Consider the following 24086-nt stretch of genomic DNA (forward strand, 5'->3'; position numbering starts at 1 on the left):
CAGGCCTGCCATTGGAGCACCTAGGGGAACGGAGGTCCGGCTCCTGTCCGATGCTTCGGTCGGCCTCCCCTGCTCGGGCCGTCCCTTCATGACCGGCATCAGCCCTGGACGAGACCGGGGCAATCCCCTTCGGCGGTACGTGCGAACGGAGGCGGCGGGCGCGGCCATCCTCCTCGCAGCCGTCGCGGTTGCGGCACTGTGGGCGAACCTGACCCTGACCGGCTACGAGGCGTTCTGGAACTTCCCGGTGGCGTTCCGCCTGGGGCCCTGGGCCGGATCCGTGAGCGCCCGTGAGGCCATCAACGAGGGGCTGATGAGCGTGTTCTTCCTGGTGGTTGGCCTCGAGGCCCGTCGGGAGTTCGACCTGGGTGAGCTGCGGGAGCGCCGGAACACCGTCCTGCCCCTCGTGCTCGGCGTGGGCGGCATGGCGCTGCCGGCTGCGATCTACGTGGTGCTGACCCACGGCTCCGATGCCAGCCACGGCTGGGCGGCCGCTATGTCGACCGACACCGCTCTCGCCTTGGGGGCCGTGACGGTCCTGGGACGCTCGATGCCGGTCAGGGTGCGGACCTTCCTGCTGACCGTGCTGGTCGTCGACGACATCGCAGCACTGATCGTCGTCGCAGTCGTCTACAACAGCGGCCTGCGCCTACTGCCTCTGGCTGGCGCCGCCGTGGGCGTCGCGGGACTGGTCGCGATCCGCCGAGTCCGGCTGTCGTGGAGGCCCGGGATCGGCGGGGGCCTGGCGTTGTGCATCTGGGGCGGATTGGCGGCAGGTGGCGTCGATCCGGTCGTCGCCGGCCTCGTGGTCGGTCTCGCGACACCGGCTCACACCCCGGGCCGTGACGTGCTGGAGGAAGCAACCACGCGTGTGCGCCTGTTCCGGGAGCAACCGGTCCCCGAGCTTGCCAGCGCGGCCCGCACTGGCTTGCGGGCGGCGCTCTCAGCCAACACCCGTCTCCAGTACGCGTTGCATCCCTGGGCCAGCCGCGTTGTCGTCCCGCTGTTCGTGCTGGCGAACTCCGGTGTCCCGCTCAACTCAACGAGCCTGGCGCACGCGGCGACGTCGCCGGTCGGCATGGGGATCGCCCTCGGCTATCTGCTCGGCAAGCCGACTGCCTTGGTCGGTGGATCGTGGCTGGCCGCACGTCTCACACGCGGTGCACTCGCACCTCAGGTCGGATACGGCGCGCTGCTCGGTAGCGGCGTGACAGCCGCGATCGGCCTGACCGTGTCGCTCCTGGTCTCGAACCTCGCCTTCACCGGGGTGGAGCTTCAGGACGCGAAGGTGGCGGTGCTGACGTCGGCCGCGGTGGCCGCGCTGATCAGTGGACTGGTGTTCACCGCCATAGAAGGCATGCCAGAGGCTCGCAGGTCATCGGCGATACACGGCACCAGCCGCGAGCAGGTGGACCTGGTCGACCCGGTGGACGAGGAGCTCGACCATGTCCTGGGGCGCGGGAGCGCGACGTTGACCGTGGTCGAGTACGGGGACTTCGAGTGCCCCTGGACCGCCGAGAGCTTCGCGACCGGTCGTGACCTGATCGCCGCGAACTGCGACCTGCGGTACGTGTGGCGACACCTGCCGTTGACCGACGTGCATCCCCACGCCGACCTGGCTGCGCAGGCGGCGGAGGCCGCTGGCGCCCAGGGTGCCTTCTGGCCGATGCACCGGGCGTTGCTGACTCGGGATGGGGCACTCGAGGTCGAGGACCTGGCGGGGCACGCGGTCGACCTGGGGCTCGATCTGGAAGTGTTCCTTGACGATCTCCGGCAACGCCGGCACGCCATGCGCGTGGCCCGCGACATCGAGTCGGCGGAGGCCAGCGGCGTGGCGGGGACGCCGACCTTCTTCATCCAGGGACGGCGGCACGACGGGCCACCCGACTTCGCCTCCCTGATGTCGAAGATCTCCGAGGCTCGAGAGCACGCACTGGCAGTGGCTCGCAGCGAACCGGCCAAGTCGCCTGGCGGGTCTGGAGGTGCGGGAGGGTCGCGCGTCTCGCGCCTCCGAGGTGGCCACGCCCCGTCGACCGACGACGCATGACTGTCCGAAGCCGTCTCAGCAGCCCCGGGGCCGGACCCGGGGCCGGACAAGCAGAACGAAGCAAGAGGAGTCGATGTCATGGCGGCACCTGGACCCCGCGGCGTGGGAACCTGTCTCAGCGGCAACCCGAGGCATGGCGCAGGGAGATCGTCGAGCTCGGCTCCCTCCGCGGCCGGTTACCGATGTGAGGCGGAGCAGTGACCGAGCCACACCGGGCGTCCACGCCGCGGAGCGCCATCCTGACCGTCGACGACGATCCCGCGGTGCTGCGCGCGGTGGCCCGTGATCTGCGTCGACGGTATGGCGATGTACACCAGATCGTGCGCGCACCGTCGGGTGAGCGAGCCCTCGAGGCACTGCGAGAACTGAAGCTACGCGGCCACGAGGTGGCCGTCCTGCTGGTCGATCACCGGATGCCAGGCATGAGCGGTCTGGAGTTCCTCGAAGCCGCACTCGATCTGTACCCGTCGGCGCGTCGCGTCCTGCTCACCGCCTACGCCGACACGGCAGCGGCCATCGACGCCATCAATGTGGTGGATCTCGACTACTACCTCCTCAAGCCGTGGGGGCCCCCCGAGGAGAAGCTGTACCCGGTCATCGACGCGCAGCTCGAGGCCTGGGCCCGTGCTGATCACCGCTCCGTCCGGGAGACGAAGGTCGTCGGGCACCGTTGGTCGGCTCGCTCGTCGCAGGTGCGGGAGTTCCTGGCGCGCAACCAGGTGCCCTATCGCTGGTACACGGCAGAGTCGCCGGAGGGTCGAAGGCTCCTGGACGCAGCCGGCACCGGTGACCGGGACCTACCGCTCGTCGTCAGTCCGGATGGGGCGACGATGCTCGCCCCGAACGACCAGGACCTCGCCGCCAAGGTGGGCCTGGCGACGATTCCGGCCGAGGAGTTCTACGACCTGATCGTGGTCGGCGGCGGCCCAGCAGGCTTGGGCGCGGCCGTGTACGGCGCCTCCGAAGGCCTGCGCACGGTCCTCGCCGAACGCACCGCCACCGGCGGTCAGGCCGGACAGAGCTCCCTGATCGAGAACTACCTCGGCTTCCCGGACGGGGTGTCGGGTGCCCAGCTGACAGACCGCGCTCGCCGGCAGGCGACCAAGTTCGGCGCGGAGCTGATCACCACTCGGGAGGCCGTCCGCCTCGACGTAAGAGGCGCCGCTCGCCTGGTGCGTTTCGCCGACGGCGGGTCGGTGGCTGCGCAGGCCGTCATCCTGGCGACCGGTGTCGCGTACCGAGAGCTCGATGTACCCGGGATCGATCGGCTGACGGGACGGGGTGTCTACTACGGATCCGCGCTGACGGAGGCGGCCAGCTGCGCCGGCCAGGACGTCTACATCGTCGGCGGCGCCAACTCTGCGGGCCAGGCGGCCGTGTATCTCGCCCAGAGTGGTGCGCGATCCGTGACCCTGCTGGTGCGCGGCGATTCCCTGCAGCGGTCGATGTCCCACTACCTGATCCAGCAGATCGCCGGGCTGGACCGCATCCGCGTGAGAGTCTCCACCGAGGTCGTCGAGGTCGGCGGCGACCAGCACCTGGAGCGACTCACTCTGAGGGACACCTCGACCGGTCGATCACGGACCTTCGTCGCCGACCACCTCTTCGTGTTCATCGGCGCGCAACCACGGACCGAGTGGCTCGACGGTGTCATCACCCGGGACGAGCGCGGATTCATCCTCACCGGCCTCGACCTGTCGCCCGACGGTGAGCGGCTCTCCGGCTGGAAGCTCGATCGCCCGCCGTTCCACCTCGAGACGAACGTCGCAGGCGTGTTCGCCGCCGGTGATGTACGTGCAGAGTCGGCCAAGCGCGTGGCGTCCGCGGTCGGCGAGGGAGCACTCGCCGTGATGCTCGTGCATCGGTATCTCGGGGGACACTGATGCCGCCGAAACCCATCGGCGTCGAGGAGCTGCGGTCTCTGTTCTTGTTCCAGCAGCTGTCCGACGCACAGCTCGATTCACTGAACGAGTGCGGCTGGGTGGAGGGGTACGAGCCGGGAGTCGTCTTCAGCGAAGGTCAGGAAGCCGACCGGTTCTACGTGCTGCTGGAGGGGACGATCTCCCTGTCCCGTCGGGTAGGCGCCGACGAGGTCGAAATCACTCGCACGGACGAGCGCGGGTGCTACGCGGGCGCTTGGTCGGCGGCGCGTCCCGACGATGCAAGCGAGCGTCATCAGGTCACACTTCGAGCCGTCACCGCCGCACGGTTCTTCACGGTCGACGCGCGGGACTTCGCCGGGCTGATTGCCGATTGGTTCCCCATGGCCCTGCACCTGCTGGACGGCGTCTTCCGGGGCAACCGCACCGCCCAGCGTCTCGTCGGCGAACGCGAACACCTGTTGGCTCTGGGGTCCCTGTCTGCCGGGCTCGCCCACGAGCTGAACAACCCGGCGTCCGCGGCTGGGCGCGCGTCGGCCACGCTGCGTGCACACGCCGCCGATGCCAGGCAGGCGCTCGGGCTCCTTGCCGCCCGCGCAGGAGGTCGGGAGCACCTGGAGACACTGGTCAACCTGCTGGACCGGACGGTCGAACGACTCGGGACCACTGACGACCACACCCCGTTGGAGGCATCGGACCGCGAGGACGACGTGGTCGGCTGGCTGGACGATCACGCAGTCGACGATGCCTACGACCTCGCCCCGACCCTCGTCCAGGCCGGCCTGGACCGGCACTGGCTCGGCGAGGTGCACTCCGTGGTCGGCCAGGATCTTCTCGATCCGGCGATGCGCTGGTTGACCCACACCCTCGAAGCCGAGCTCCTCACCCGCGAGATCGAGGATTCCACCACTCGGCTCTCGGCCCTCGTGTCGGCCGTCAGGCACTACAGCCAGATGGACCGTGCGCCCCAGCAGGTGCTGGACGTGCACGAGCTGCTGGACAGCACGTTGACGATGTTGGGCGGCAAGCTGGCCGGCGTCCGGGTGGTGCGGGAGTACGACCGTTCCCTGGCCCCCATCCCGGTGTACGGAGCGGAGCTCAACCAGGTCTGGACGAACCTGGTCGACAACGCGGTCCAAGCGATGCGCGGGTCAGGCACCCTCACACTTCGCACCAGCCGCTTCGGCGAGTTCGTGCAGATCGAGGTCGCCGACACCGGACCAGGCATCCCGCCCGACGTAATCGGCCGGATCTTCGAACCCTTCTTCACGACCAAGCCGGTCGGACAGGGCACGGGGCTGGGCCTCGACATCTCCTGGCGGATCATCGTCAACAGGCACCACGGTGTGTTCTCGGTGACCTCCGTCCCGGGAGACACCCGATTCCAGGTCCGCCTGCACTCGCGAGGTCCGGCGGCCGCGCCCGCCTGAGGCCTCGCTTGCTGCGGGTCGCGGCCCCGGCGTCACACAGGTGCTGACCGGGTGGTCGGGCTGGGGGATTGCCGGGTCCGACGATCCGCGCGAGGTCGGAGTATCGGTGTGGTCGGCGGGCGACGCGATCGCGGGGCTCGGATCTGCGGTGCTTGCCCGGATCGACGTTTTTGCTGCCACCTGTATTGGAAGAGAGACGACGCATGCTGAGCGAGGAATCGATGTCGATGGACGCGGTGACGTCAACTGGGATGTCCACGGCTGGGGAGCCAGCCGGTGCGACGTCGGCGGGGGGCCACTTGTACGTGCAGACCAACGAGATCCGCAACGCGGTCATCCATTATGTGTGTGGAGCGGACGGGTCCCTGACCGAGGTCGAGCGGGTGTTGACCGGGGGAGCCGGGTCCGGGGTGTACAAGCCGATCAGTGGCCAGGCGAGTGCTCCCAACGCCTTCGAGGGCGCGGCGAGCGTGATCCTGTCTCCTGACCGACGTCTGTTGTTCGCCACCAACGGCGGGGACAACTCGGTGTCGAGCTTCCGGGTCGGTGACGCGGGAGAGCTCGAAGTGGTCGACGTCAAGCGGACCGGCAACGTGGTCGACGGTGCCAGCGGCACTGCGAAGTCACTGGCCTACGCTCCGACGTACAACACCTTGTACGTGCTGCACTCGTTCGGACCGGATCACCTGCGGATCATGTCGGTGGACGCCGACGGCAGGCTCACGCCGCGGCCGGATCGACACACGGCTGACACGCTCGACAAGGTCGGCCGCGTGCCGACGATGGCGGTGCTGACTCCCGACAGCAAGTACCTGATCGTGGGCACCACGTTCGACCAGGTGGCTACCGCCAACCCGGACGGCTCGCCCATCCTGTGGGTCCCCGGCCCCGATGGTGCGCCCAAGTCGATCGCGTCGAATGCACCGGACCCCGATGGTCTGGTGGTGTTCGCGGTGCACCACGACGGTGCGCTGGGTGAGGCGTGCTTCCAGGACGCTGGCTGTGGTTCGCCGTTCTACGTGGCGTTCCTGCACGATCGTCCCGACCACTTCGTCATCGGAGCGGCGGTCGGCGACGGGGTCGTGCTGGCGAGCATCGATGCGGACGGACAGGTAACCACTGGTCCGCTCGTGAAGATCGACACCAGTGCCGGGCAGCCCTCGGAGCTGTGCTGGCTGTCGGTCTCGCCAGATGACCGGTACGTGTATGCGACGAACTTCGGTTACAGCAACATCTGCAGCTTCCGCATCGACGGCAACGTGGTGACGTTGGCGCAGGACCCCGCGTGCGCGAGGGTGCCCGGCGATGGCACGTTCCGCGCCCTCAACGGCACCGTGAGCAGCGGTCCGAGCGACAGCTGGCTGTCCCCGGACGGCGCGTACCTGTACCAGATCTACGGGAACGCCTCGAAGCTCGTCGGCTACTCCACGCAGGCTGACGGCTCGCTGGAGGAAGTGACCAGCGCCGATATCCCCTACAACAGCCCCCAGGGCGTGGTCGGGTTCTGAGCCACGGCACCGATCAACCACTGCGAGCGGAGGATCCATGGCCGACGACGCCACTGCGGCTCCACGGATCGAGACCTCGATCTCGTCGCTGATGCTCACGCCTCGCGAGACCGAGAAGCTGGTCATCTATCAGGTGGCTGAGCTGGCTCGACGCCGCAAAAACCGCGGACTGCTGCTGAACTTCCCCGAGTCGATCTCCCTGATCAGCGAGGCCCTGCTCGAGGCCGCACGTGACGGCAAGTCCCTCGCGGAGGTCATCGAGCTCGGGCGTCACGTGCTGACACGGCGGGACGTCATGGACGGTGTGCCGGAGATCGTGACCCTCGTTCAGGTCGAGGCGACGTTCCGTACCGGGACGCAGTTGATCTCGGTCAGCAATCCGATCGCATGAGCGCCAACACATGCCGACCCGACAGAGGAGGCGGAACGCATGATCCCCGGTGAATGGATCCTGTGCGACGATCCGGTCGAGATCAACACCGGCAGGCGCACGATCGCTCTGTCCGTGCGGAACACGGGGGACCGTCCCGTCCAGGTGGGCTCGCACTTCCACTTCTTCGAAGTGAACCGTGCGCTCGGCTTCGATCGCTCGAAGGCGATCGGGATGCGACTGGATCTTCCGTCGGGGCAGTCGGTCCGGTTCGAAGCAGGTGACGAGCGCGAGGTCGAGCTGGTGGAGTTCGGCGGCATGGGGCGGGTGATCGGGTTCAGCGGACTGCTCGACGGGTCGCTGCGCGCCCCCGCGATGGTGGACAGGGCACTGGCGCTGGCGAGTGCTCGTGGATTCTCGAGCACTGGCGATGACGCATGAGCTGGGTGCCGCGGACGCAGTACGCCTCCCTCTACGGGCCCACGGTCGGAGACCGGTTCCGGCTCGCGGACACCGCCCTGATCGCCCAGGTCGAGCGAAGCCTGATCACGCCCGGCGAGGAGGCGGTGTACGGCGGTGGCAAGTCCCTGCGCGACGGTATGGGACAGATGCCAGGGATCAGGAACGCCGACGGCGCGCTCGACCTGGTGATCACCTCGGTGATCGTCATGGATGCCCTGATCGGCATCGTGAAGGCGGACATCGGCATCAGGGACGGTCGGGTCGTCGGCATCGGTCAGGCGGGCAACCCGCTGGTGCAGGACGGTGTGCATCCGGACCTGATCGTGGGGGCCGGCACGGAGGTCATCTCAGGAGAGGGCCTGGTCGCAACGGCCGGTGCGGTCGACAGCCATGCCCACTTCATCACTCCTGCCCAGGTGCCACACGCGCTGTCGAGCGGGGTGACGACGTTGCTCGGTGGAGGCACCGGCCCGGCGGACGGGTCGAAGGGCACCACCTGCACGCCCGGCCCGTGGAACCTGGCGCGGATGCTCGAGGCGAGTGCGGGACTGCCCGTCAACGTCGGCTTCTTCGGGAAGGGCAACAGCAGTCGCCCCGAGGTCCTGATCGAGCAGCTGGCCGCCGGTGCCTGCGGACTCAAGGTCCACGAGGACTGGGGAGCGACGCCGGCCACGATCGACTGCGCGCTGTCGGTCGCCGACGAGCACGACGTGCAGGTCGCCCTCCACGCGGACACCCTCAATGAGGGCGGGCACCTCGCGGACACGGTGGCGGCGATCGACGGCCGCGCGATCCACAGCTATCACACCGAGGGTGCCGGAGGCGGGCATGCCCCGGATGTCATGGCGATCGCAGAGCTGCCGAACGTGCTGCCGTCGTCGACCAACCCCACGCGGCCGTACACCACCGACACCACCGACAACCTCTTCGACATGATCGTGGTGACGCACCACCTCAACCCGAACAACCCGGAGGACGTCGCGTTCGCGCAGTCGCGGATCCGCGCGGAGACCGAGGCGGCCGAGGACGTGCTTCACGATCTCGGCGTCCTGAGCATGTACTCGTCGGACTCGCAGGCGATGGGTCGCGTCGGTGACACCGTGGCCACGTGCTGGCGGACTGCGGACAAGATGAAGAAGCTGACCGGCGCACTGGCCGCGGACCCGCCGGCCAACGACAACCAGCGGATCCTGCGATACCTCGCCAAGCTCACCATCAACCCCGCCCTCGCGCACGGGATCGGCCACCTGGTCGGATCGCTCGAGCCGGGCAAGGTCGCCGACATCGTCCTGTGGCCGACGTCCACGTTCGGCGTCAAGCCCAAGTACGTCATCAAGTCGGGGTTCGTCGCGTGGGCGGTCATGGGTGACGGGAACGCCTCGATCCCGACGCCCGAGCCCGTGTTGCTGGGCCCCATGTTCGGTGCACTGGGCTCGGCGGTAGCCCGTACCTCGATGACCTTCATGTCGAAGGCGGCGGTCGCGGCCGGGGTGCCCGAGCGCGTCGGCCTGGACCGCTGGGTCGAGCCGGTCCGCAACTGTCGCACCGTCGGCAAGGAGCAGATGGTCCGCAACAGTGCCATGCCGTCGATCACCGTCGATACCGAGACCTATCAGGTTCACCTCGACGGGGTGCCCGCGACCGTCCGAGCAGTCGACGAGGTGTCGATGGCCCAGCTGTACTACATCGTCTGAGGTGCGCATGATTCCGGTCCGGGGAGCACGGGGCACGCAGGACAGTGGTCGAGACGAGTACGACGGGCTCGCCGGCCAGCTCGCCGCGCTGCAGCTGGCCGACAGCGCCTTTCCCAGCGGTCGTTACACCCTGTCGCACGGCCTCGAGGCGCTCGCGCAGAGTGGTTGGCTGGATGGGCCGGACCTCTGGACGAAGCTGCTGGATGTCCTCGAGGGCTACCTCCGTTTCGGAGTCGCCACGTCGGACGGCGTGGCACTGGCCTGCGCGCACAGGGCTACGGGACGGGGGCCGGATGTCTCGTCGATCGTAGAAGCCGATCGTCGGCTCCACGCCGCCAAGCTCTCCCGCGAAGCGCGCGAGGCTTCGACTCGCACCGGACGGGCGCTCCTGCGCACTGCCGAGTCGGCGTTCCCGAACCCGCACCTCGCGGAGTACGCCGATCGCGTGCTTGCCGGGCGAACCCCCGGCAACCACGCCGTGGTCCTAGGCGTCCTCACCGCCTCGTTGTCGGTCCCGCGCCTGTTCGCGGTCGCGAGCGAGCTGCACGCCCTCGCCGCGGGCTGGGTCTCGGCCGCCACCAGGCTCGCCCTGATCGACCACCGGGCCGCGCAGGCGTTGCTTCACGAGGTTCACCCGGCCATCGCTCGGGCAAGTCGCGACGTGGCCGAGCGATCCGTCACCGAGATCGGCGGCTGCACCCCGCACCTGGACGTGATGTCCATGCAGCACGAGGAAGCCGAGCTGCGCCTGTTCGCCAGCTGACAAGGAGAGACGATCCATGACCCGAAGCCCCGCTCCGCATCACCATGACCACTCGCACGATCGCCACCGCGAGGATGACGGTCGGGCTCCGGGAGTCCCGCGCATCGGCATCGGAGGGCCCGTCGGTTCGGGGAAGACGGCGCTGATCGAGGCGCTCGTCCCGAGGCTGTTGTCGGCCGGACACCGGCCGCTCGTCGTCACGAACGACATCTTCACCTCCGAGGACGCCAAGCACGTGCGCGCCACGCTCGACGGCATGCTGCCGGGGGACCGTGTCGTCGGAGTGGAGACCGGCTCGTGCCCCCACACCGCCGTACGCGACGACCCGACCATGAACCTGGAGGCGATCGACGAGCTCGCGGCAAGGCATCCGGACGGTGACGTCGTGCTGGTCGAGTCGGGCGGCGACAACCTGACACTGACGTTCAGCAGCGCGCTCGCGGACTACTTCATCTTCGTGATCGACGTCGCCGAGGGCGACAAGATCCCGCGCAAGCGTGGTCCCGGGGTGACGGGTTCCGACCTGCTCGTCATCAACAAGATCGACCTCGCGCCGCACGTGCGAGCCGACCTCTCGGTCATGGACCGGGACGCGCGGGCGGTGCGTGACGGTCGGCCCTTCGTGTTCACCAACTGCTTCACCGGCGACGGGCTCGACGACGTGGTCGCGCGGATCCGAGCCGTCCTCGCCGAGTCGCACGCGGGTGCGGAGGCGACGTGATCGCAGGCGTCGAGAGCGCCGGCCGGTTCGCCCCTGGCCACTACACGCCGGACAACCTCCCGGCCGAGGTCAGCGCGATGGCGGGAGGTCTGAGGTGCGGCCTGGACGTCGGCGCGGCGGGAAAGGTCGGGCTGCTCGAGCTGAGCCTGGCGCGCTCCGGTCCCGCGACGCGGGTGGTGGCGCAGTACCAGCGGGCGCCCCTCTACCTGTACCGGCCGATCTACGTCGACCCGGCGAGGCCGGACATGCCGTTCGTCTACGTGCAGCAGTCCGGTGACGGCCTCGTGCAGGGCGACCGGTACCGCATCGACATCACGTGTGCATCGGGCGCGGCAGCGCACATCACGACGCAGGCGCCCACCAAGGTCTTCGCTGCGAGGAGCGACCTCGTGACGCAGATGGTGAACCTGCACGCCGGCGCCGGAGCGTTCCTGGAGTACCTGCCGGATCCGATGATTCCCTGCCGAGGCTCGCGACTCTTCCAGCGCCTGCGCATCACCGCTGAGTCCACGGCCACGATCATCTTCGGGGAGACGTTGATGCCCGGAAGGGTCGCCCACGGCGAGTCGCATGTCTACGACACGTACTGGGCGGAGACCGCGGTCCTTCGTCCGGACGAGACCCTGCTCTTCACCGATCGACTCCGGCTCCGTCCCTTGCTGGAAGGTGTCGGATCGCTCGGCGGCTATGACGTCATCGCGTCGCTGTACCTGGTCACGGCCGTTGTCGACCCGGCGGCACTGGTCTCCGAGCTGCGGGCACGTGACGTGGAGCGTCCCGATGTCATGGTCGGCTTCACCGAGCTGCCCAACGGGTGCGGCGTGGCCGTGCGAGTCCTGGCGCGGACGTCGGCGACAGCACGCCACGCAATGCGCGAGCTGTGGAACGCCGCCCGGCTGACACTGATGGGCCTTCCCGCTCCGGATCTCCGGAAGGGCTAGATGGTGGCGTTGGTCCGAGGGCGATTGTCGAGTGATCGCGGGCCGGCTGTTCATCAGCCCCCGGGCGGTCGAATGGCACCTGGGCAACATCTTCGTCAAGCTCCAGATCACCTCGCCGAGGCAGCTGCAGAAGCGCCGGCACGAGACGTAGGTGACGCCCTCGCGGTGGGGTGGGCCGCCCGGGGACTGGTTGGGAACCGGGGGTCACCCTGATGCGAGACGCCGGCGAGGATCGGAGGGTGGGTCCTGCACAACTGCCCGGCGACAGGCCGGCGCGAACGCTCACCAGCGAGGAGATCAACGTGATGGAGTCCATGGCCACAACCAGCTACCTGCCCGCCCTCAGCGAGCCGCACGAGCGTGACGGCGTGGGCCAGGAGCTGGCGAACGTGCTGCAGGACCTGGTGTCACTGGCCCTGACGGGCAAGCAGCTGCACTGGATGTGTGTGGGACGCCTGGCCCATTCCTTGCACCTGCAGCTCGATGAGCTCGTCGAGTCGTGGCGCACGCTTGCCGACACGGTTGCCGAGCGCGCCGTGGCGCTCGGCCACATGGTGAACGGTCAGGCGGACGCGGTCGCGGCCGGCTCCGAGCTGACATCGGTCGCGCCCGCGGCGATCGAGGACCATCTGGTCATCCATGAGATGACGCGACGGGTCGCGTCGACGGCGGAGCGGATCAGGGGACGGCTGCGCCCGATCGGGGAGCTCGATCCAGTGTCCCAGGAGGTCCTGATCGACGTGGTACGTGAGCTCGAGAAGCAGCAGTGGCTGCTGCGGGTGCAGGTGCGAGGAACTGGGTGACGGGTGAGTCGAGCTGCACCCTGGGGACCGCGAAGGTGAGCGGGTCGAGTCGGCGATGGGTCTAACAACATCACCTCGACGCCCGGACTGGCAGGTCGCCACCGTCGTCGGACTCGAGCTCGAGACACCTCGGACGCAGACGATCGCCTTGGACGTGCCCGACTGGGATGGGCACCGAGCAGGCCAGCATCTCGATCTGCGACTCACAGCGGTCGACGGCCACCAGTCGGAACGGCCCTACTCGATCGCCTCGGGTCCCGCGGACGAGCTGGTCGAGGTGACGGTCGAGCGGCTGCCGGGTGCTGGGGTGTCACGGTACCTGGTCGACAAGCTGCGCGAGGGAGACCGTCTGGAGGTGCGCGGCCCGGTCGGCGGCTACTTCGTCTGGCAGGAGTCCTTCGGGGGGCCGCTGCTCGTGATAGCAGGAGGACCCGGGATCGCCCCGCTGCGCTCGATCCTGCGGTACCACCGGTCGGTCCGCAGCGCTGTGCCGGTGCGGCTGCTGTATGCCGCCCGCGACCTCGACGACCTCGTCTACCGCGACGAGCTCATGCGGTTCGCCACCTTCGACCAGTTCGACGTGAGTATCACCCTCACGGACGATCAACCGCCGGGATGGCACGGCTACCGCGGGCGGATCGACTCGGCGATGCTCGCGGAGGTGGGTTGGCCGTCCGGTGAGCGGCCGCTCGTCTACCTGTGCGGTCCGTCGGCCTTCGTCGAATCTGCGGAGGAGCTGCTGGTCGTGGCACATCACGACCGGGCGCGAATCCGCGCCGAGCGCTTCGGTCGGTCGGGACTCTCCGCATGAGAGGTAAGTCCGCTCCATCGCCCGACGGCCCAGCAATCAGTGACCCGGTGATCCGTGACCGGGCCCGACCTTGCCGAGAGCATCGCCCCCAGGCCTGAGCACGAGGTGCAGCTCTGTCCTCGAGGTGATCCCGAGCTTGGCGAAGACCTTGTGAAGGTGGTACTCGACAGTTCGCGGGCTCACGAAGAGGCGAGCTCCGATCTGGGAGTTGGTCAACCCGTCCTTGGCCAGGTAGCCGATCCGGGACTCCTGCGGGGTGAGCTGGCGGTCGGTCCCGACGGTCCGACTGCGGGCGCGCTCGCCGGTGGCCAGCAGCTCGGCACGCGCTCGCGCCGCAAAGCCAGCGGCGCCGATCGTCGAGAACGTCTGCTGGGCCGCACGCAACGGGACGCGAGCGTCGATGCGTCGGTTCTGTCTCCGGAGCCACTCGCCGTAGAGGAGCTGGGCCCTTGCGAGGTGAACCCGGATGCCGGTCTGGGACAACCAGTCGATCGCGTCCTGGTAAAGCGCCGCGGCGGCCGGTCCGTCGGCGAGCAGGGCCTGTGCCGTTGCCCGCACACCACGTGCCCAGGGGGTGGCCGCGTGATCGGCGTCGTCGCCGAGCCGCGCAAGGCTCGCGGCCGCGAGGTCGAGGCGTCCGCAGCGCACCGCAGCCTCGATGAGCTCCGCGGCCGCCCACCTGGAGAGTGCAAGCTGATCGGACTCGGTGGCGCGGCGGGCGGCGGCCATCGCCTGCTCGTAGTGACCCATACCGTTGTGCAGGACCGCCTCGGCCAGGTGGGTCGCAGCCACTGTCAGCGGGTCGCCGTGCTCCCGAGCCTCCTGCCGCACTCGCGGCAGTGCTCCGTGCAGGACCTCGAGCCGTCCTTGCCAGGCCGCCAGCAGCAGAGACGCGGAGGTCGCGGGCGCCGCACCCGCTGCGGCGGCGTCGAAGCGGCCACGATGAACCTCCAGGAGCGTCGACTGCACGGCCGCCCATCCGGAGGCCAAGAAGTCGTGGCCGTCGCCGTCGTTGTTGCCCGTTGGGTGCGGGTCCGGTGACGTGAGCGCTGCCCATGCCGGCTCGTTCCACGCGTCGGCAGCGACCCAGCCGGCCAGCCAGGACCATCCGCGGGTGGCGGAGTCCACGCCGTCGCCGGCGAACCGGGCGACCACGCGGCCCAGCTCGTCGGCGGCCCTGTCGCGTCCGTCGAGGACCCTGGTGGCCAGCGCGTCGAGCAGCAGGTCGATCGGCTCGACCGATGCCGGTTCCACGCTCTCACGTGCCGCCCGGGCGGCCTCCCGCAGATTGGCCGCAGCCAGCGTCGGACACGACAGCATGCCCGCCACGAGGGCCTCGAGGTGCGCGGTCCGGGCCAGGGCGGAGGAGTGAGGGCGGATGCGTCGCGCCGCCCGCAGCAACAGTCGCGTCGGTGTGTCGTCGCGGCGGGTGCCGAAGGCGATGCGCGCTCGCTGCAGCTCGATCCGGGCCTCGATCTCGGCGTTCGGCGGACCACTCTCCGCGATGGTGAGCAACCGCTGCGCAGCGTCGACGTCACCCGTCGTGTGCTTGGCACCTGCTGCGACGAGCGCCCTTCGCGCGCGTATCGCCGGGTCGGAGGTCAGGAGGGCGGCGCGTTCCATGAAGGCCGCGCGTGCTGCAACGCCTCCGCGCCTCTGAGCCGTGGTCGCGCTCGTCTCCAGGTCGTCAGCGATCCGATCGTCGAGCCCGCTCGTCGACAGTGCCAGGTGCCACGCCCTGCGATCGGCGTGAGCATCGCCGGCGACCGCCCCGGCAAGTGCCCGGTGGACCTGGCGCACCTCCGCACGCGTCGCGCCGGAGTACAAAGCCGCTCGGAGCCGGGTGCAGCCGAGCACGACTCGCGGACCGAAGGTCAGTAGATCCTCGGTCTCGAGCACCTCTGCGGCGTGCGGGCCGATCCCGAGACGTCCGGCCGCTCGCCACACCAGGGCAGGGTCTCCCGTGGGTTCGGCGGCGACCAGCAGCAGCAGTCGACGTGCCTCGACTGTCATCCGCCCGGCACGTCGCTCGCAGTCGTGATCACGGTCCCGGGCGTCGGGACGTGGCACCGGAACGGCGTAGCCGCCGGCGAGCTCGGCAGCCGTGGTGCCGTCGACCGCCTGGAGGAGGGCCCGCGGATTGCCACGTGCCTCGAGCAGCATCCGCTCGGTCACCGCAGTGTCGATGTCCGCCGGCGCGGCGGCAGACAGGACCGCGAGCGCCTCGTCGCGGTCCAGGGCTTCCAGGCGCGTCGCGGGAAGGCCGTCCAGCTCGGCCCGGCTCGCCTGCTCGAGCTCGCCGAAGACGATCACCAGCGGGCTGCGCTCGGCGCGACGGGCCACGAACGCCAGGACCAGCAGCGACGCGTGGTCGACCAGGTGCGCATCATCCACAACGCAGCACAATGGCTTGCGCTGGGCAACGCCGGTGAGCAGGTTCAAGGCGGCGACACTCACGAGGAAGCGGTCCGGCGGCGCACTCCCGCTGAGCCCGATCGCTGCGGAGAGCGCTTCGCGCTGAGCCGGTTCGAGACCCACCAGGTCGTCGACGAGCGGCGCACACAACAGCTGCAGGCCGGCGTACGGCAGCTCGCGCTCTTCCGAAACGCCTCGCACCCGGAGCACCTGGCTCCCCTCAGCTCGCGCAGCCACGTGGTCGAGCAGGGTGCTCTTGCCGATCCCTCGGCCCCCGATCACTCGTAGCGCCCCAGCGGCCCGTCCGCTCGTCGAGTCCTCGAGGAGTCGCTCCACCCGGGCGCATTGCGCGGAACGTCCGTGCAGTCGCGGCCGGGCGCCACGGACTTCTGTTGTCTGGTCGGGATCGCAGAGGGAGGCCGTCACACCGACAACGGTGGCGTGGTCCATCCGATCTGGGACCCGGGTCGGACACTGGTGGACCCCCGGGGTTCGGGCCCGTGGACCCCGGGGTGCCCGGGGGTGCTCCGGTCCGACCGGCCACGACCGGCACCCGCGGAGGTCGTCTACCTCGGCAGTCCACGGACGCGACGGCGCCGAGGCGTGGCTGACGATCGGGCCCGAGCGACGCACCGTCGCCGAGCGTGGCCTCTTCCAAACCTCGGGAGAGGCGCGCCGGACGGGGTGGCAGACGAGAGAGGGAACGATGCGACTTCTGGGTGAACAGACGGATCTCGCGGTGGCGGGCGAGCCCGCCGTCCGCATGGGGTGCGCGGGGGAGGAGGGGGAGGCGCACCTGCGTGGTCAGGCTGAGGCCGGCCTCCGCGCGCTCATCCGGCTCATGGGCGACGACCCCGACCGGCCCGGCGTGACCGAAACCCCGGCGCGTGTCGTGCAGGCGTATCTCGAGCTCGCCGAACAACCTGGTGATCCCGCGGTGCTCCTGGGGACGGTCTTCGACGATGTGGAGTATCCCAGCGACGAGATGATCGCCGTCGGCCCCATCGACTTCGTGTCGATCTGCGAGCACCATCTCCTCCCGTTCACGGGTCAGGCGTGGGTCGGATACGTGCCCGGCGGGGCCGGAGTGGTGGGCTTGTCCAAGCTGGCCCGGCTTGTTGACCACTACGCCCGCCGCCCACAGGTGCAGGAGCGATTGACGACGCAGATCGTCCAGGCCCTGGTGGACCATCTCGACCCGCAAGGTGCCGGTTGTGTGGTCCGGTCCTCGCATGCCTGCATGGGGCTGCGTGGGGTCCGGAAGCCGGGGGCTGTGATGGTGACCTCAGTGCTCCGAGGCTTGATGCGGCGTGACCCGGCCTCACGGGCGGAGTTCATGGCGCTCACCAACGGCGGGCGCTGAGGGCGCCGGATCGAGGGCGACTCCCCCTTCCGGGGGCGGCCCGTCGCCGGACACGAGCGGCCGGTCGGCCGGGCGGTGCGCCCGAAGATGGGTCCGGGCCCTAGCCGCCGTCCACCTGTCGTCCGGGTCGGACTGGAGAAGTCCCGTGATCACCGGCTCCAGCCACCCGGCCCGTCGAGCAAGCGGCGGAGCCGGGGCGGTCATGGCGTGCTCGATCAGATCCTCGACCGAACGCACCGCGAATGCCGGCGCGCCTTCGATCGCAAACCAGAGTGCGGCGCCGAGCCCGTACATGTCGCTGCGAGCCGAGTAGTCGCCGCTCACCACGCTCTCTGGTGCGATGTAGCCCAGCGTTCCCGTGAGGAGGTCGTCCCGCGACCCGCTGCGGCCCAGCGGGGCGGCGATCCCGAGATCCGTGAGCACGACCCGCCCGTCCGTTCCCAGGTGGATGTTGCTCGGCTTGACGTCGCGATGCACCAGGCCGCCGGCGTGCAGCGAATCGAGTGCGGCAACCATGGTCTCGGCGACCTGATGCACCAGACTGACGGGCAGCCCGCCGTGGCGACTGACCTGGTCGGCCAGCGTGCTGCCCTGCAACGCCTGCATGACGATCCAGGCCTGCTCGTCTCGATCGACGACGACGTCGTGGACGACCACGATGTTCGGGTGTGCGACGCGAACAGTGGCACGCGCCTCCTGCAGCGCTCTCCGAGCGCCGGACGTGCCAGAGGCATCGAGGCGTTTGACCGCGACCCGGCGGCCCAGGACGGTGTCCTGTGCGAGCCACACCGATCCGGTGCCTCCCGCCCCGAGAGGTTCGAGCAGTCGATAGCGCTGGACGACCAGCGTCCCCGGCCGCGTCCGCGCCGAATCGGGTCCCTTGCCCGGAGCCGAGGGGGCTGCACGGAGGGTCGGCGGCGAGGTGCGCAGACCGGTCGCGGCCCGGCGGAGTGCGGACTGGACACCTGCGGTGGCTCCGCGCGCGGCGATCACGTCGGCCTCCGCGCCCACCTGTGCTGCAGGTTGCATCATCACCTCGCCGGTCCCCGCTCGGACCGCCACGGTGCCGCTTCCTGGTCGCGATCGCCCCCGGGGTCAGCCCAGGCGAATCCCCAGCCTCGTGGTGGCGGGGCTGTCGCGAGGTGCTCCTGGACCGTGGCCCAGCAGCGCGGTTGGTCGCCGCCGAGCTCTGCCGTTGCGACGTACCAGGCGTCCGGCATCTGCCTTCGTCCCCGTAGGATGGCCGCGTGGACTGCCGAGGCAACGCCGGGGGGCTGGCGGCGGACTCGTTGCCACGGCCGGGCGCCGTGCTGGCTGGCGAGCCGACTGCGCCGCCCCGTCGGGGACGGTAGGTCGGTGCTGCGGTTCCGGCGCGGCGAGTGTGACCTCCTCGACCGCCTCCTCGATGACGTGGGATCGGGAGAGAGCCGTGCCCTGGTCCTCCGAGGCGAAGCCGGGATCGGGAAGACCGTGCTGCTGGAGTATGCGTTCGAGCGTGCCGCGGAGTGGCGTTCGGTGCGCGCCAGCGGCGTAGAGTCCGAGAGGGAGCTGGCGTTCGCGGGCTTGCACCAGGTCTGCGCGCCGGCACTCGACTCACTTGGCGCGCTGCCCGCGCCTCAGCAGCAGGCTCTGCGGACCGCCTTCGGCCTGGCCCCCGGCACGCCACCCGACCGGTTCGTCGTCGGTCTCGCCGTCCTGGGCCTGCTGGGCGAGAGAGCGCGCGACCGCCCGTTGCTGTGCCTGATCGACGATGCGCAGTGGCTGGACCGGGCGTCCGCACAGGTCCTCGGCTTCGTAGCCCGGCGGTTGCGCGCCGAGTCCGTGGCCATGATCTTCGCGGTGCGAGAGCCGACAGCCGGCGGCGAGGTCACCGAGCTGAGCGGTCTCCCCGATGTCTGGGTCGGCGGACTCTCCGACGAGCACGCACGGATGTTGCTGGCGTCGGCCTACCCAGGGCCCGCCGACCGAGGCGTGCTGGATCGCGTCGTGGCCGAGAGCCGCGGGAACCCGCTGGCTCTGCTCGAGCTGCCGCGTGGCTTTACCCGGGCTGAGCTGGAGGGCTGGTTCGGATCGTTCAGCCAGGTCGTGCTGCCGGGGCGGATCGAGGAGAGCTTCCTACGCCAGATCGGCACCCTATCGCCCGTCACGCGGCAGGTGCTCCTGGTCGCGGCGGCCGAACCCGTCGGCGACCCCGTACTCGTGTGGCGAGCTGTCGATCGCCTCGGGGTCACGGTGGACGTCGAACTGGCATCGCGCGAGGCGGCGGGACGCTTCGTGGACTTCGGGGCCCGGGTGCGATTCCGGCATCCGCTGCTCCGGTCGGCGATCTATCGCGCGGCCACGGCCGAGGAGCGACGCCGCGCGCACTGGGCCCTGGGTCAGGTGACCGATCCCGTCGCGGACCCCGATCGTCGGGCCTGGCATCGTGCACAGGCCACCGAGGCGCCCGACGAGGAAGTCGCCGCAGAGTTGGATGAGTGCGCCCGGGGAGCGTTCGCCCGTGGCGCAGCGGCGGCGGCAGCGGCGTTTCTCGAGCGGGCTGCCGAGTTGACCCCGACCGCCAAGCGGCGCGGCCAGCGGTTCCTGGCGGCAGCGCACGCGACCTACGAGGGTGGCATGCCAGCTGCGGCACCTCGCCTGATCGCGCTGGCCGAGGCCAGCCCGCTGAGCGCCCTCGAAGAGGCGCAGGCCGACGTTCTGTACGCCCGGAGCGCCTTCGCCCTCGGACGCGGCCGCGATGCGACAGAATCGCTCTTCCAAGCGGCGACGCGACTCCAGGCGATTGACGCACGGACCGCCCGAAACACACATCTGGAGGCCATCCGGGCGAGCTGGTTCCTCGCCGACCACGCGCCAGGGCTCACCCTGCGCGAGATGGCCGAGGCGGCGCACAGGTCGCCTCGGCCGGGTCCGGAATCGACTTCAGACGTCCTCATTCACGGGCTTGCGATCCGATATCGGGACGGCTACGAGGCGGGTGCCGCGGTCCTGAAGAAGGCCGTGGCCGAGTTCTGCGTCACGGCGCCCACCGGTGAGATCGGCGTGCTCCTGGAGTGGTTCGCCGGCTCCATCGCCGTGGACCTGCTCGACGACGAATCCTGGGACCTGATCAGCCGCCGCTACGAGCAGCGCGCGCGGGACGAGGAACGTGCATCGCTCCCGATCGCGCTGACCATGCAGATCGTCAATCTCGTGATGCAGGGTGCCCTGGCCGCGGCAGAGTCATTGCTGGAGGACTTCGACGCCGTTCGTCAAGCGACCGGCATCTACGATGCCCCCTACGCAGGCCTGCTGTGGGCGGTCTGGCGCGGGCGCGACAAGCAGGCGACCGAGATGCTCGATGCCATGACCAACGATGCCGTCGAGCGCGGTGAGGGTGTCACGCTGATCGCCGCGGAGTGGTTGCGCGCCACACTGCTCAACAGCCTCGGTCGCTACCGAGAGGCGGCAACCGCCGGGCTCCGGGCGACCGAGTCCGAGCGTGAGATGGGCTTCACCACGCTGTACGCCCTGGTCGAGTTGGTCACGGCAGCCGCCCACACGGGCCAGTCCGGTACGGCCGCGCGGGCGCTGGCACGGCTGACCACCATGACGGAGGCGAGCGGCACTGACTGGGCACACGGTGTGACGGCCCGCTGTCGCGCGATGGTCGCGGACCACGACTCCGCCGAGCTCGACTTCCACGAAGCGCTCACGCGACTCGGTCGCACGCGGATCCGCGCTGAGCTGGCCCGCACCCACCTCCACTACGGGGAGTGGTTGCGGCGGCGCGGCAGAAGCAAGGACGCGCGCCGGGAGTTGCGCACCGCGCACTCCATGCTCACCGATATGGGGATGGCCAGCTTCGCTGCGCTCGCCGCACGGGAGCTGCGCGCGACCGGCGAGAAGGTTCGCGAAGGCCCGATTGCCCCGTCCAGCACGCTGACGCCCCAGGAGACACAGATCGTGCGGTTGGTGCGCGAAGGCCTGTCGAACGCCGAGATCGCCGATCGGTTGTTCATCAGTCCCCGGACGGTCGAGTGGCACCTCGGCAAGGTCTTCGGGAAGCTGGGCGTCACGTCCAGGCGTCAGTTGCGCCGCTGAGGTGCCGAGGTGACGGCGCATCGGCGCCTCGTGACCGGCTCCGATCCGTTTGCCTGCCGGCCGCTGAGCTCGCCAGCGGTTCGGGACGTCGTCCGTCGCGAACCTGCCTAGTCGGATCGAGGAAAGCGCCCTGCTCCACAACAGCGCCGGCCGGTACGCCGACGCCCTGGTCGCCGCCGTACGAGCCACGGCGCAGCCGCCGGTCATGGGCGTCGAGCCCTGGCAGGCCCTGGTCGAGATGGTCGAGGCCGGGACCCGGAGCCGGCACCGCGACCTCGCCGCGGATGCGTTCGAACGACTCCGCGCGACCACCGATGCCGCCGGCACCGACTGGGCACTGGGTGTGGAGGCGCAGAGCCGTGCCCTGCTCAGCAACGGGAACGACGCCCGCTGCGGCTACCTCGAGGCGATCGAGTTCCTCGACCGCACGCGCATCCGTGGCGCGCTCGCACGTGCCCACCTGCTCTACGGAGAGTGGCTGCGACGCGCGGGCCAGCGGGCCGAGGCTCGGCATCATCTGCGCAGCGCGCATGAGATGTTCCGCGCGATGGGCATGCGGGCCTTCGCGCGCCGCGCCTCCACCGAGCTGCTCACGGTGGGAGGGACCATCCGCGATGCTGGCCGTCCCGCGAGCGTCCAGCTCACTGCGCAGGAGGAGCAGATCGTTCGGCTGGTCCAGAGCGGACTGTCCAACACGTGGCCGCCCGGCTGTTCGTCAGCCCGCGTACCGTCGAGTGGCATCTGAGGAAGGCGTTCAGCAAGCTCGGCATCACGTCACGGCGTCAGCTCCGCGGTCGCTGACCGTCCGCGGACTGGCCCGCACGTCCGATTCGCGACGTCGGGCGGCACCAGGTCGACGTGCGCAATGAGCACTCCACTAGCGCGTGGAAGGGTCGGGCCCGCCGCTCGCGTGCCTCTTCGCCTCGACCGTGAACCCCAGGCTCCGGAGCACCTTGACGGCGCCAGCCTTGCCACCCTCGAAGTCCGCCGAGGCGAGGCGCTCGCCCGTCGCTAGCTCGTAGGCCCTGCCCAGGATGCCTTTGGGCGGGTAGCTCCGCTCCGCCCAGAGCAACTCGTACGTCGTGGTCGGCGCGAAGCCGTGTACGGCGAAGAATCGCTCGGGGCCGAGGCGGTCGTATTCGGCCAGCGCACGGTGCACATCGGCATCACGCACCTCGCTCCAAGGCAGCGAACGGGTCATCGGTCCTCCTGGCGAATTCGGGGGCATCACGAGCTGGTGCTGATCCGGGTCGCGTCGGCGCTCCGTCGGGTCCGTGCGGACAAGCGGCGAGTAGCCACGTAAGTTGGTGTCTGCGTCGCGGCGTTCCTTCCATCGCGGTTGGACGCGGTCGTCCCAGCGCGTCAGCCGACGTGCCTGCGCGTATGTGCCAGGAAGGTGTCGAAGTCGCAGAGCACCAGCTCGCACCGGGCACAGAACCAGATGCCCGTGGGTGGACGCAGCCCGAGCTGGTGGCAGGTGTCGCGGGCGCACGCGAGCCAGTAGGCACGGAGCAGACGACCCCGCAGGAGCTGGAGTCTCCCGACAGCGGACCGCATCGAGGCTCGGCGTCTCATCGCGGCCCAAGGCCAAGCCCGAGGTCGAGGGTCGCGGCCCGAGACCAGACGACGTGCTCGCTGACGTAGCACCCACCGGGGTGGCGGCGAGGCATCGCGGTCTCCCTTCTGTCGCTTCGTCTGTTCAGACTCCCTGAGCCGGTCCGCGCCCGCCCGTCCACGGGTGCACCCGGACACCTGCGTCGGCAGGGTGTGCACGAGTCACGCCGGCGCACGGACCTCGCCGGCCGCGTGGGTTACGAATCCGCCCGCGGTCAAGCCGTCCCGAAGCTTCCGGCGGGCGTCGAACATCACCTTGTACACGGCGTTGGGATTCGACCCGAGGTCGTTGGCGACCTGCCTGACCGAGCGCCCGCGCACCGTGATCGCCTCGAACGCATGCTGCTGGCGGGCGCTGAGGTCCTCACGAACGATCTGGGTGACGGCGTCCAGCATGTCGTGGGCCTCGGCGTGCGTCTCCGGCGAGTCATCGGGATCGGTTGCGAGCGCGCCCCACTCCTCGTCATCGAGGGAGACTCGGGGTCGGTTCCAGACATGACGGTTGACCTTGGACGACACCTCGAAGGCCACGAACCGGTAGGCCCACGTCGTGAACCTGCACTCACCGCGGAACGTCCGCACCTTGCGGCAGATGGACAGGGCGGCGTCGCCGGCCGCCTGGTGGGCGACGTCGTCCAGCTCCGGGCCGCTGAGCTGGACGTACGACGCTCGGCGTCGCAGCTCCACGAAGGCGATCTTCACCAGCCACAGGTACAGCTCTGTGGTCGCCCGCTCGTACTGGTCGCCTCGTGACGTCAACGCGCGCACCCACTCGGCGTTGTCCCCATTCACGTGGTCGGCGACGTCCGGCTCCGGAACCGACTCCTGACCGCTCCGCATTCCGACGGACCCCCGACCCGCTCCGTGCACATTCCGAAACTCCTGCTGTGCGACTGACACGGCCGCCACCTCCTCAACGATCGCCCGACACCGATCTCGGATGGGCTCGGTACCGCCGGCGTGCATGCGCCCACCCTGTGGCAGCGCCGGCTCACTCGAACCGGGATGTCGCCTAGCCGGGGACCCCGGCTTCCGCGGCCGGGTGGGAGTGGTGACACGGCCGCGGAAGCCGCTGATCGGGCCGGGTGGTCGGGCCGGGTGGTCGGGCCAGGTGGTCGGGCCAGGTGGTCGGGCCGGGTGGTCGGGCCGGGTGGTCGGGCCGGGTGGTCGGGCCGGGTGGT

At 69.9% G+C, this 24086-nt stretch carries 19 protein-coding genes and 1 pseudogene; 15 read left to right on the plus strand and 5 right to left on the minus strand.

All coding sequences use genetic code 11. From position 1 onward, the window contains the following. Window positions 1–88 precede the first annotated feature (88 nt). From PZ894_RS06525 to PZ894_RS06580, 12 genes and pseudogenes are all read left to right on the plus strand, one after another. Entirely contained in the window at window positions 89–2047 is a 1959-nt protein-coding gene (locus PZ894_RS06525; protein WP_275743646.1) for a Na+/H+ antiporter NhaA, read from the plus strand. A 197-nt stretch (window positions 2048–2244) separates the two neighbouring features. Beyond that, on the plus strand, window positions 2245–3930 hold the full coding sequence (locus tag PZ894_RS06530; protein ID WP_275743648.1) for an FAD-dependent oxidoreductase: 1686 nt from the start codon (window positions 2245–2247) through the stop codon (window positions 3928–3930). Continuing rightward, entirely contained in the window at window positions 3930–5357 is a 1428-nt protein-coding gene (locus PZ894_RS06535) for an ATP-binding protein (RefSeq protein WP_275743650.1), read from the plus strand. The genes PZ894_RS06530 and PZ894_RS06535 overlap by 1 nt, the downstream gene beginning before the upstream one ends. Before the next feature lie 251 nt (window positions 5358–5608). Beyond that, entirely contained in the window at window positions 5609–6865 is a 1257-nt protein-coding gene (locus PZ894_RS06540; RefSeq protein ID WP_345799140.1) for a beta-propeller fold lactonase family protein, read from the plus strand. A gap of 88 nt (window positions 6866–6953) precedes the next feature. Continuing rightward, complete coding sequence (locus PZ894_RS06545; RefSeq protein WP_275743696.1) at window positions 6954–7256, plus strand: urease subunit gamma; 303 nt, start codon at window positions 6954–6956, stop codon at window positions 7254–7256. Between the two features lie 39 nt (window positions 7257–7295). Beyond that, window positions 7296–7598, plus strand: a pseudogene (gene ureB, locus PZ894_RS06550) (urease subunit beta); the annotation flags it as partial. Window positions 7599–7672: 74 nt separating this feature from the next. Then, a complete protein-coding gene (gene ureC, locus PZ894_RS06555) occupies window positions 7673–9391 on the plus strand; it encodes an urease subunit alpha (protein WP_275743656.1) in 1719 nt (572 codons plus the stop codon). A 7-nt stretch (window positions 9392–9398) separates the two neighbouring features. After that, window positions 9399–10154, plus strand: coding sequence for an urease accessory UreF family protein (locus PZ894_RS06560; RefSeq protein WP_275743658.1), 756 nt, complete (start codon window positions 9399–9401; stop codon window positions 10152–10154). A 16-nt stretch (window positions 10155–10170) separates the two neighbouring features. Then, window positions 10171–10875 (plus strand): urease accessory protein UreG, encoded by a 705-nt coding sequence (gene ureG / locus PZ894_RS06565; RefSeq protein WP_275743660.1) that lies wholly within the window; start codon window positions 10171–10173, stop codon window positions 10873–10875. Beyond that, window positions 10872–11816 (plus strand): urease accessory protein UreD, encoded by a 945-nt coding sequence (locus PZ894_RS06570; RefSeq protein ID WP_275743662.1) that lies wholly within the window; start codon window positions 10872–10874, stop codon window positions 11814–11816. Before ureG ends, PZ894_RS06570 begins: the two co-directional genes overlap by 4 nt. Before the next feature lie 212 nt (window positions 11817–12028). Beyond that, window positions 12029–12619: a ferritin-like domain-containing protein gene (locus PZ894_RS06575; RefSeq protein WP_275743663.1), complete on the plus strand. Its 591-nt coding sequence runs from the start codon at window positions 12029–12031 to the stop codon at window positions 12617–12619. Between the two features lie 154 nt (window positions 12620–12773). Next, entirely contained in the window at window positions 12774–13430 is a 657-nt protein-coding gene (locus tag PZ894_RS06580) for an FAD-binding oxidoreductase (protein WP_275743665.1), read from the plus strand. Window positions 13431–13466: 36 nt separating this feature from the next. On the opposite strand, the gene PZ894_RS06585 is transcribed toward PZ894_RS06580, so the two are convergent. Continuing rightward, entirely contained in the window at window positions 13467–16610 is a 3144-nt protein-coding gene (locus PZ894_RS06585; RefSeq protein ID WP_345799139.1) for an AAA family ATPase, read from the minus strand. On the opposite strand from PZ894_RS06585, the gene folE reads away from it, so the two are divergent. Further along, complete coding sequence (folE, locus tag PZ894_RS06590) at window positions 16609–17208, plus strand: GTP cyclohydrolase I (RefSeq protein ID WP_275743698.1); 600 nt, start codon at window positions 16609–16611, stop codon at window positions 17206–17208. The two genes, PZ894_RS06585 and folE, sit on opposite strands and share 2 nt — an antisense overlap. Here the strand turns inward: folE and PZ894_RS06595 are convergent. Next, window positions 17167–18270, minus strand: coding sequence for a serine/threonine-protein kinase (locus PZ894_RS06595; protein ID WP_275743669.1), 1104 nt, complete (start codon window positions 18268–18270; stop codon window positions 17167–17169). The genes folE and PZ894_RS06595 overlap by 42 nt on opposite strands. 294 nt (window positions 18271–18564) lie before the next feature. On the opposite strand from PZ894_RS06595, the gene PZ894_RS06600 reads away from it, so the two are divergent. Together PZ894_RS06600 and PZ894_RS06605 are read left to right on the plus strand one after the other, a co-directional pair. Beyond that, window positions 18565–21291 (plus strand): LuxR family transcriptional regulator, encoded by a 2727-nt coding sequence (locus tag PZ894_RS06600; protein ID WP_275743671.1) that lies wholly within the window; start codon window positions 18565–18567, stop codon window positions 21289–21291. A 205-nt stretch (window positions 21292–21496) separates the two neighbouring features. Continuing rightward, a complete protein-coding gene (locus tag PZ894_RS06605) occupies window positions 21497–22036 on the plus strand; it encodes a hypothetical protein (protein ID WP_275743673.1) in 540 nt (179 codons plus the stop codon). Window positions 22037–22168: 132 nt separating this feature from the next. Here the strand turns inward: PZ894_RS06605 and PZ894_RS06610 are convergent, their stop codons facing one another. The 3 genes from PZ894_RS06610 to PZ894_RS06620 form a co-directional block, all read right to left on the minus strand. Continuing rightward, on the minus strand, window positions 22169–22492 hold the full coding sequence (locus tag PZ894_RS06610; protein ID WP_275743675.1) for a hypothetical protein: 324 nt from the start codon (window positions 22490–22492) through the stop codon (window positions 22169–22171). 161 nt (window positions 22493–22653) lie between these two features. Further along, entirely contained in the window at window positions 22654–22848 is a 195-nt protein-coding gene (locus PZ894_RS06615) for a hypothetical protein (protein ID WP_275743676.1), read from the minus strand. Window positions 22849–23067: 219 nt separating this feature from the next. Then, entirely contained in the window at window positions 23068–23871 is an 804-nt protein-coding gene (locus tag PZ894_RS06620) for a sigma-70 family RNA polymerase sigma factor (RefSeq protein WP_275743678.1), read from the minus strand. Between the last annotated feature and the right edge of the window lie 215 nt (window positions 23872–24086).

Origin of the sequence: Nocardioides sp. YIM 152315 (assembly GCF_029210375.1) — a bacterium.
Taxonomy (GTDB): Bacteria; Actinomycetota; Actinomycetes; order Propionibacteriales; family Nocardioidaceae; genus Nocardioides.

Coding starts and splice junctions, on each gene's coding strand:
- PZ894_RS06540 (WP_345799140.1), top strand. CDS start 5,609: ATGTCCACGGCTGGGGAGCCAGCCGGTGCGACGTCGGCGGGGGGCCAC.
- PZ894_RS06575 (WP_275743663.1), top strand. CDS start 12,029: ATGCGAGACGCCGGCGAGGATCGGAGGGTGGGTCCTGCACAACTGCCC.
- PZ894_RS06620 (WP_275743678.1), bottom strand. CDS start 23,871: ATGCACGCCGGCGGTACCGAGCCCATCCGAGATCGGTGTCGGGCGATC.
- PZ894_RS06610 (WP_275743675.1), bottom strand. CDS start 22,492: ATGACCCGTTCGCTGCCTTGGAGCGAGGTGCGTGATGCCGATGTGCAC.
- PZ894_RS06535 (WP_275743650.1), top strand. CDS start 3,930: ATGCCGCCGAAACCCATCGGCGTCGAGGAGCTGCGGTCTCTGTTCTTG.
- ureC (WP_275743656.1), top strand. CDS start 7,673: ATGAGCTGGGTGCCGCGGACGCAGTACGCCTCCCTCTACGGGCCCACG.
- folE (WP_275743698.1), top strand. CDS start 16,609: ATGGGGTGCGCGGGGGAGGAGGGGGAGGCGCACCTGCGTGGTCAGGCT.
- PZ894_RS06615 (WP_275743676.1), bottom strand. CDS start 22,848: ATGCGGTCCGCTGTCGGGAGACTCCAGCTCCTGCGGGGTCGTCTGCTC.
- ureG (WP_275743660.1), top strand. CDS start 10,171: ATGACCCGAAGCCCCGCTCCGCATCACCATGACCACTCGCACGATCGC.
- PZ894_RS06585 (WP_345799139.1), bottom strand. CDS start 16,610: ATGCGGACGGCGGGCTCGCCCGCCACCGCGAGATCCGTCTGTTCACCC.
- PZ894_RS06560 (WP_275743658.1), top strand. CDS start 9,399: ATGATTCCGGTCCGGGGAGCACGGGGCACGCAGGACAGTGGTCGAGAC.
- PZ894_RS06605 (WP_275743673.1), top strand. CDS start 21,497: ATGGGCGTCGAGCCCTGGCAGGCCCTGGTCGAGATGGTCGAGGCCGGG.
- PZ894_RS06525 (WP_275743646.1), top strand. CDS start 89: ATGACCGGCATCAGCCCTGGACGAGACCGGGGCAATCCCCTTCGGCGG.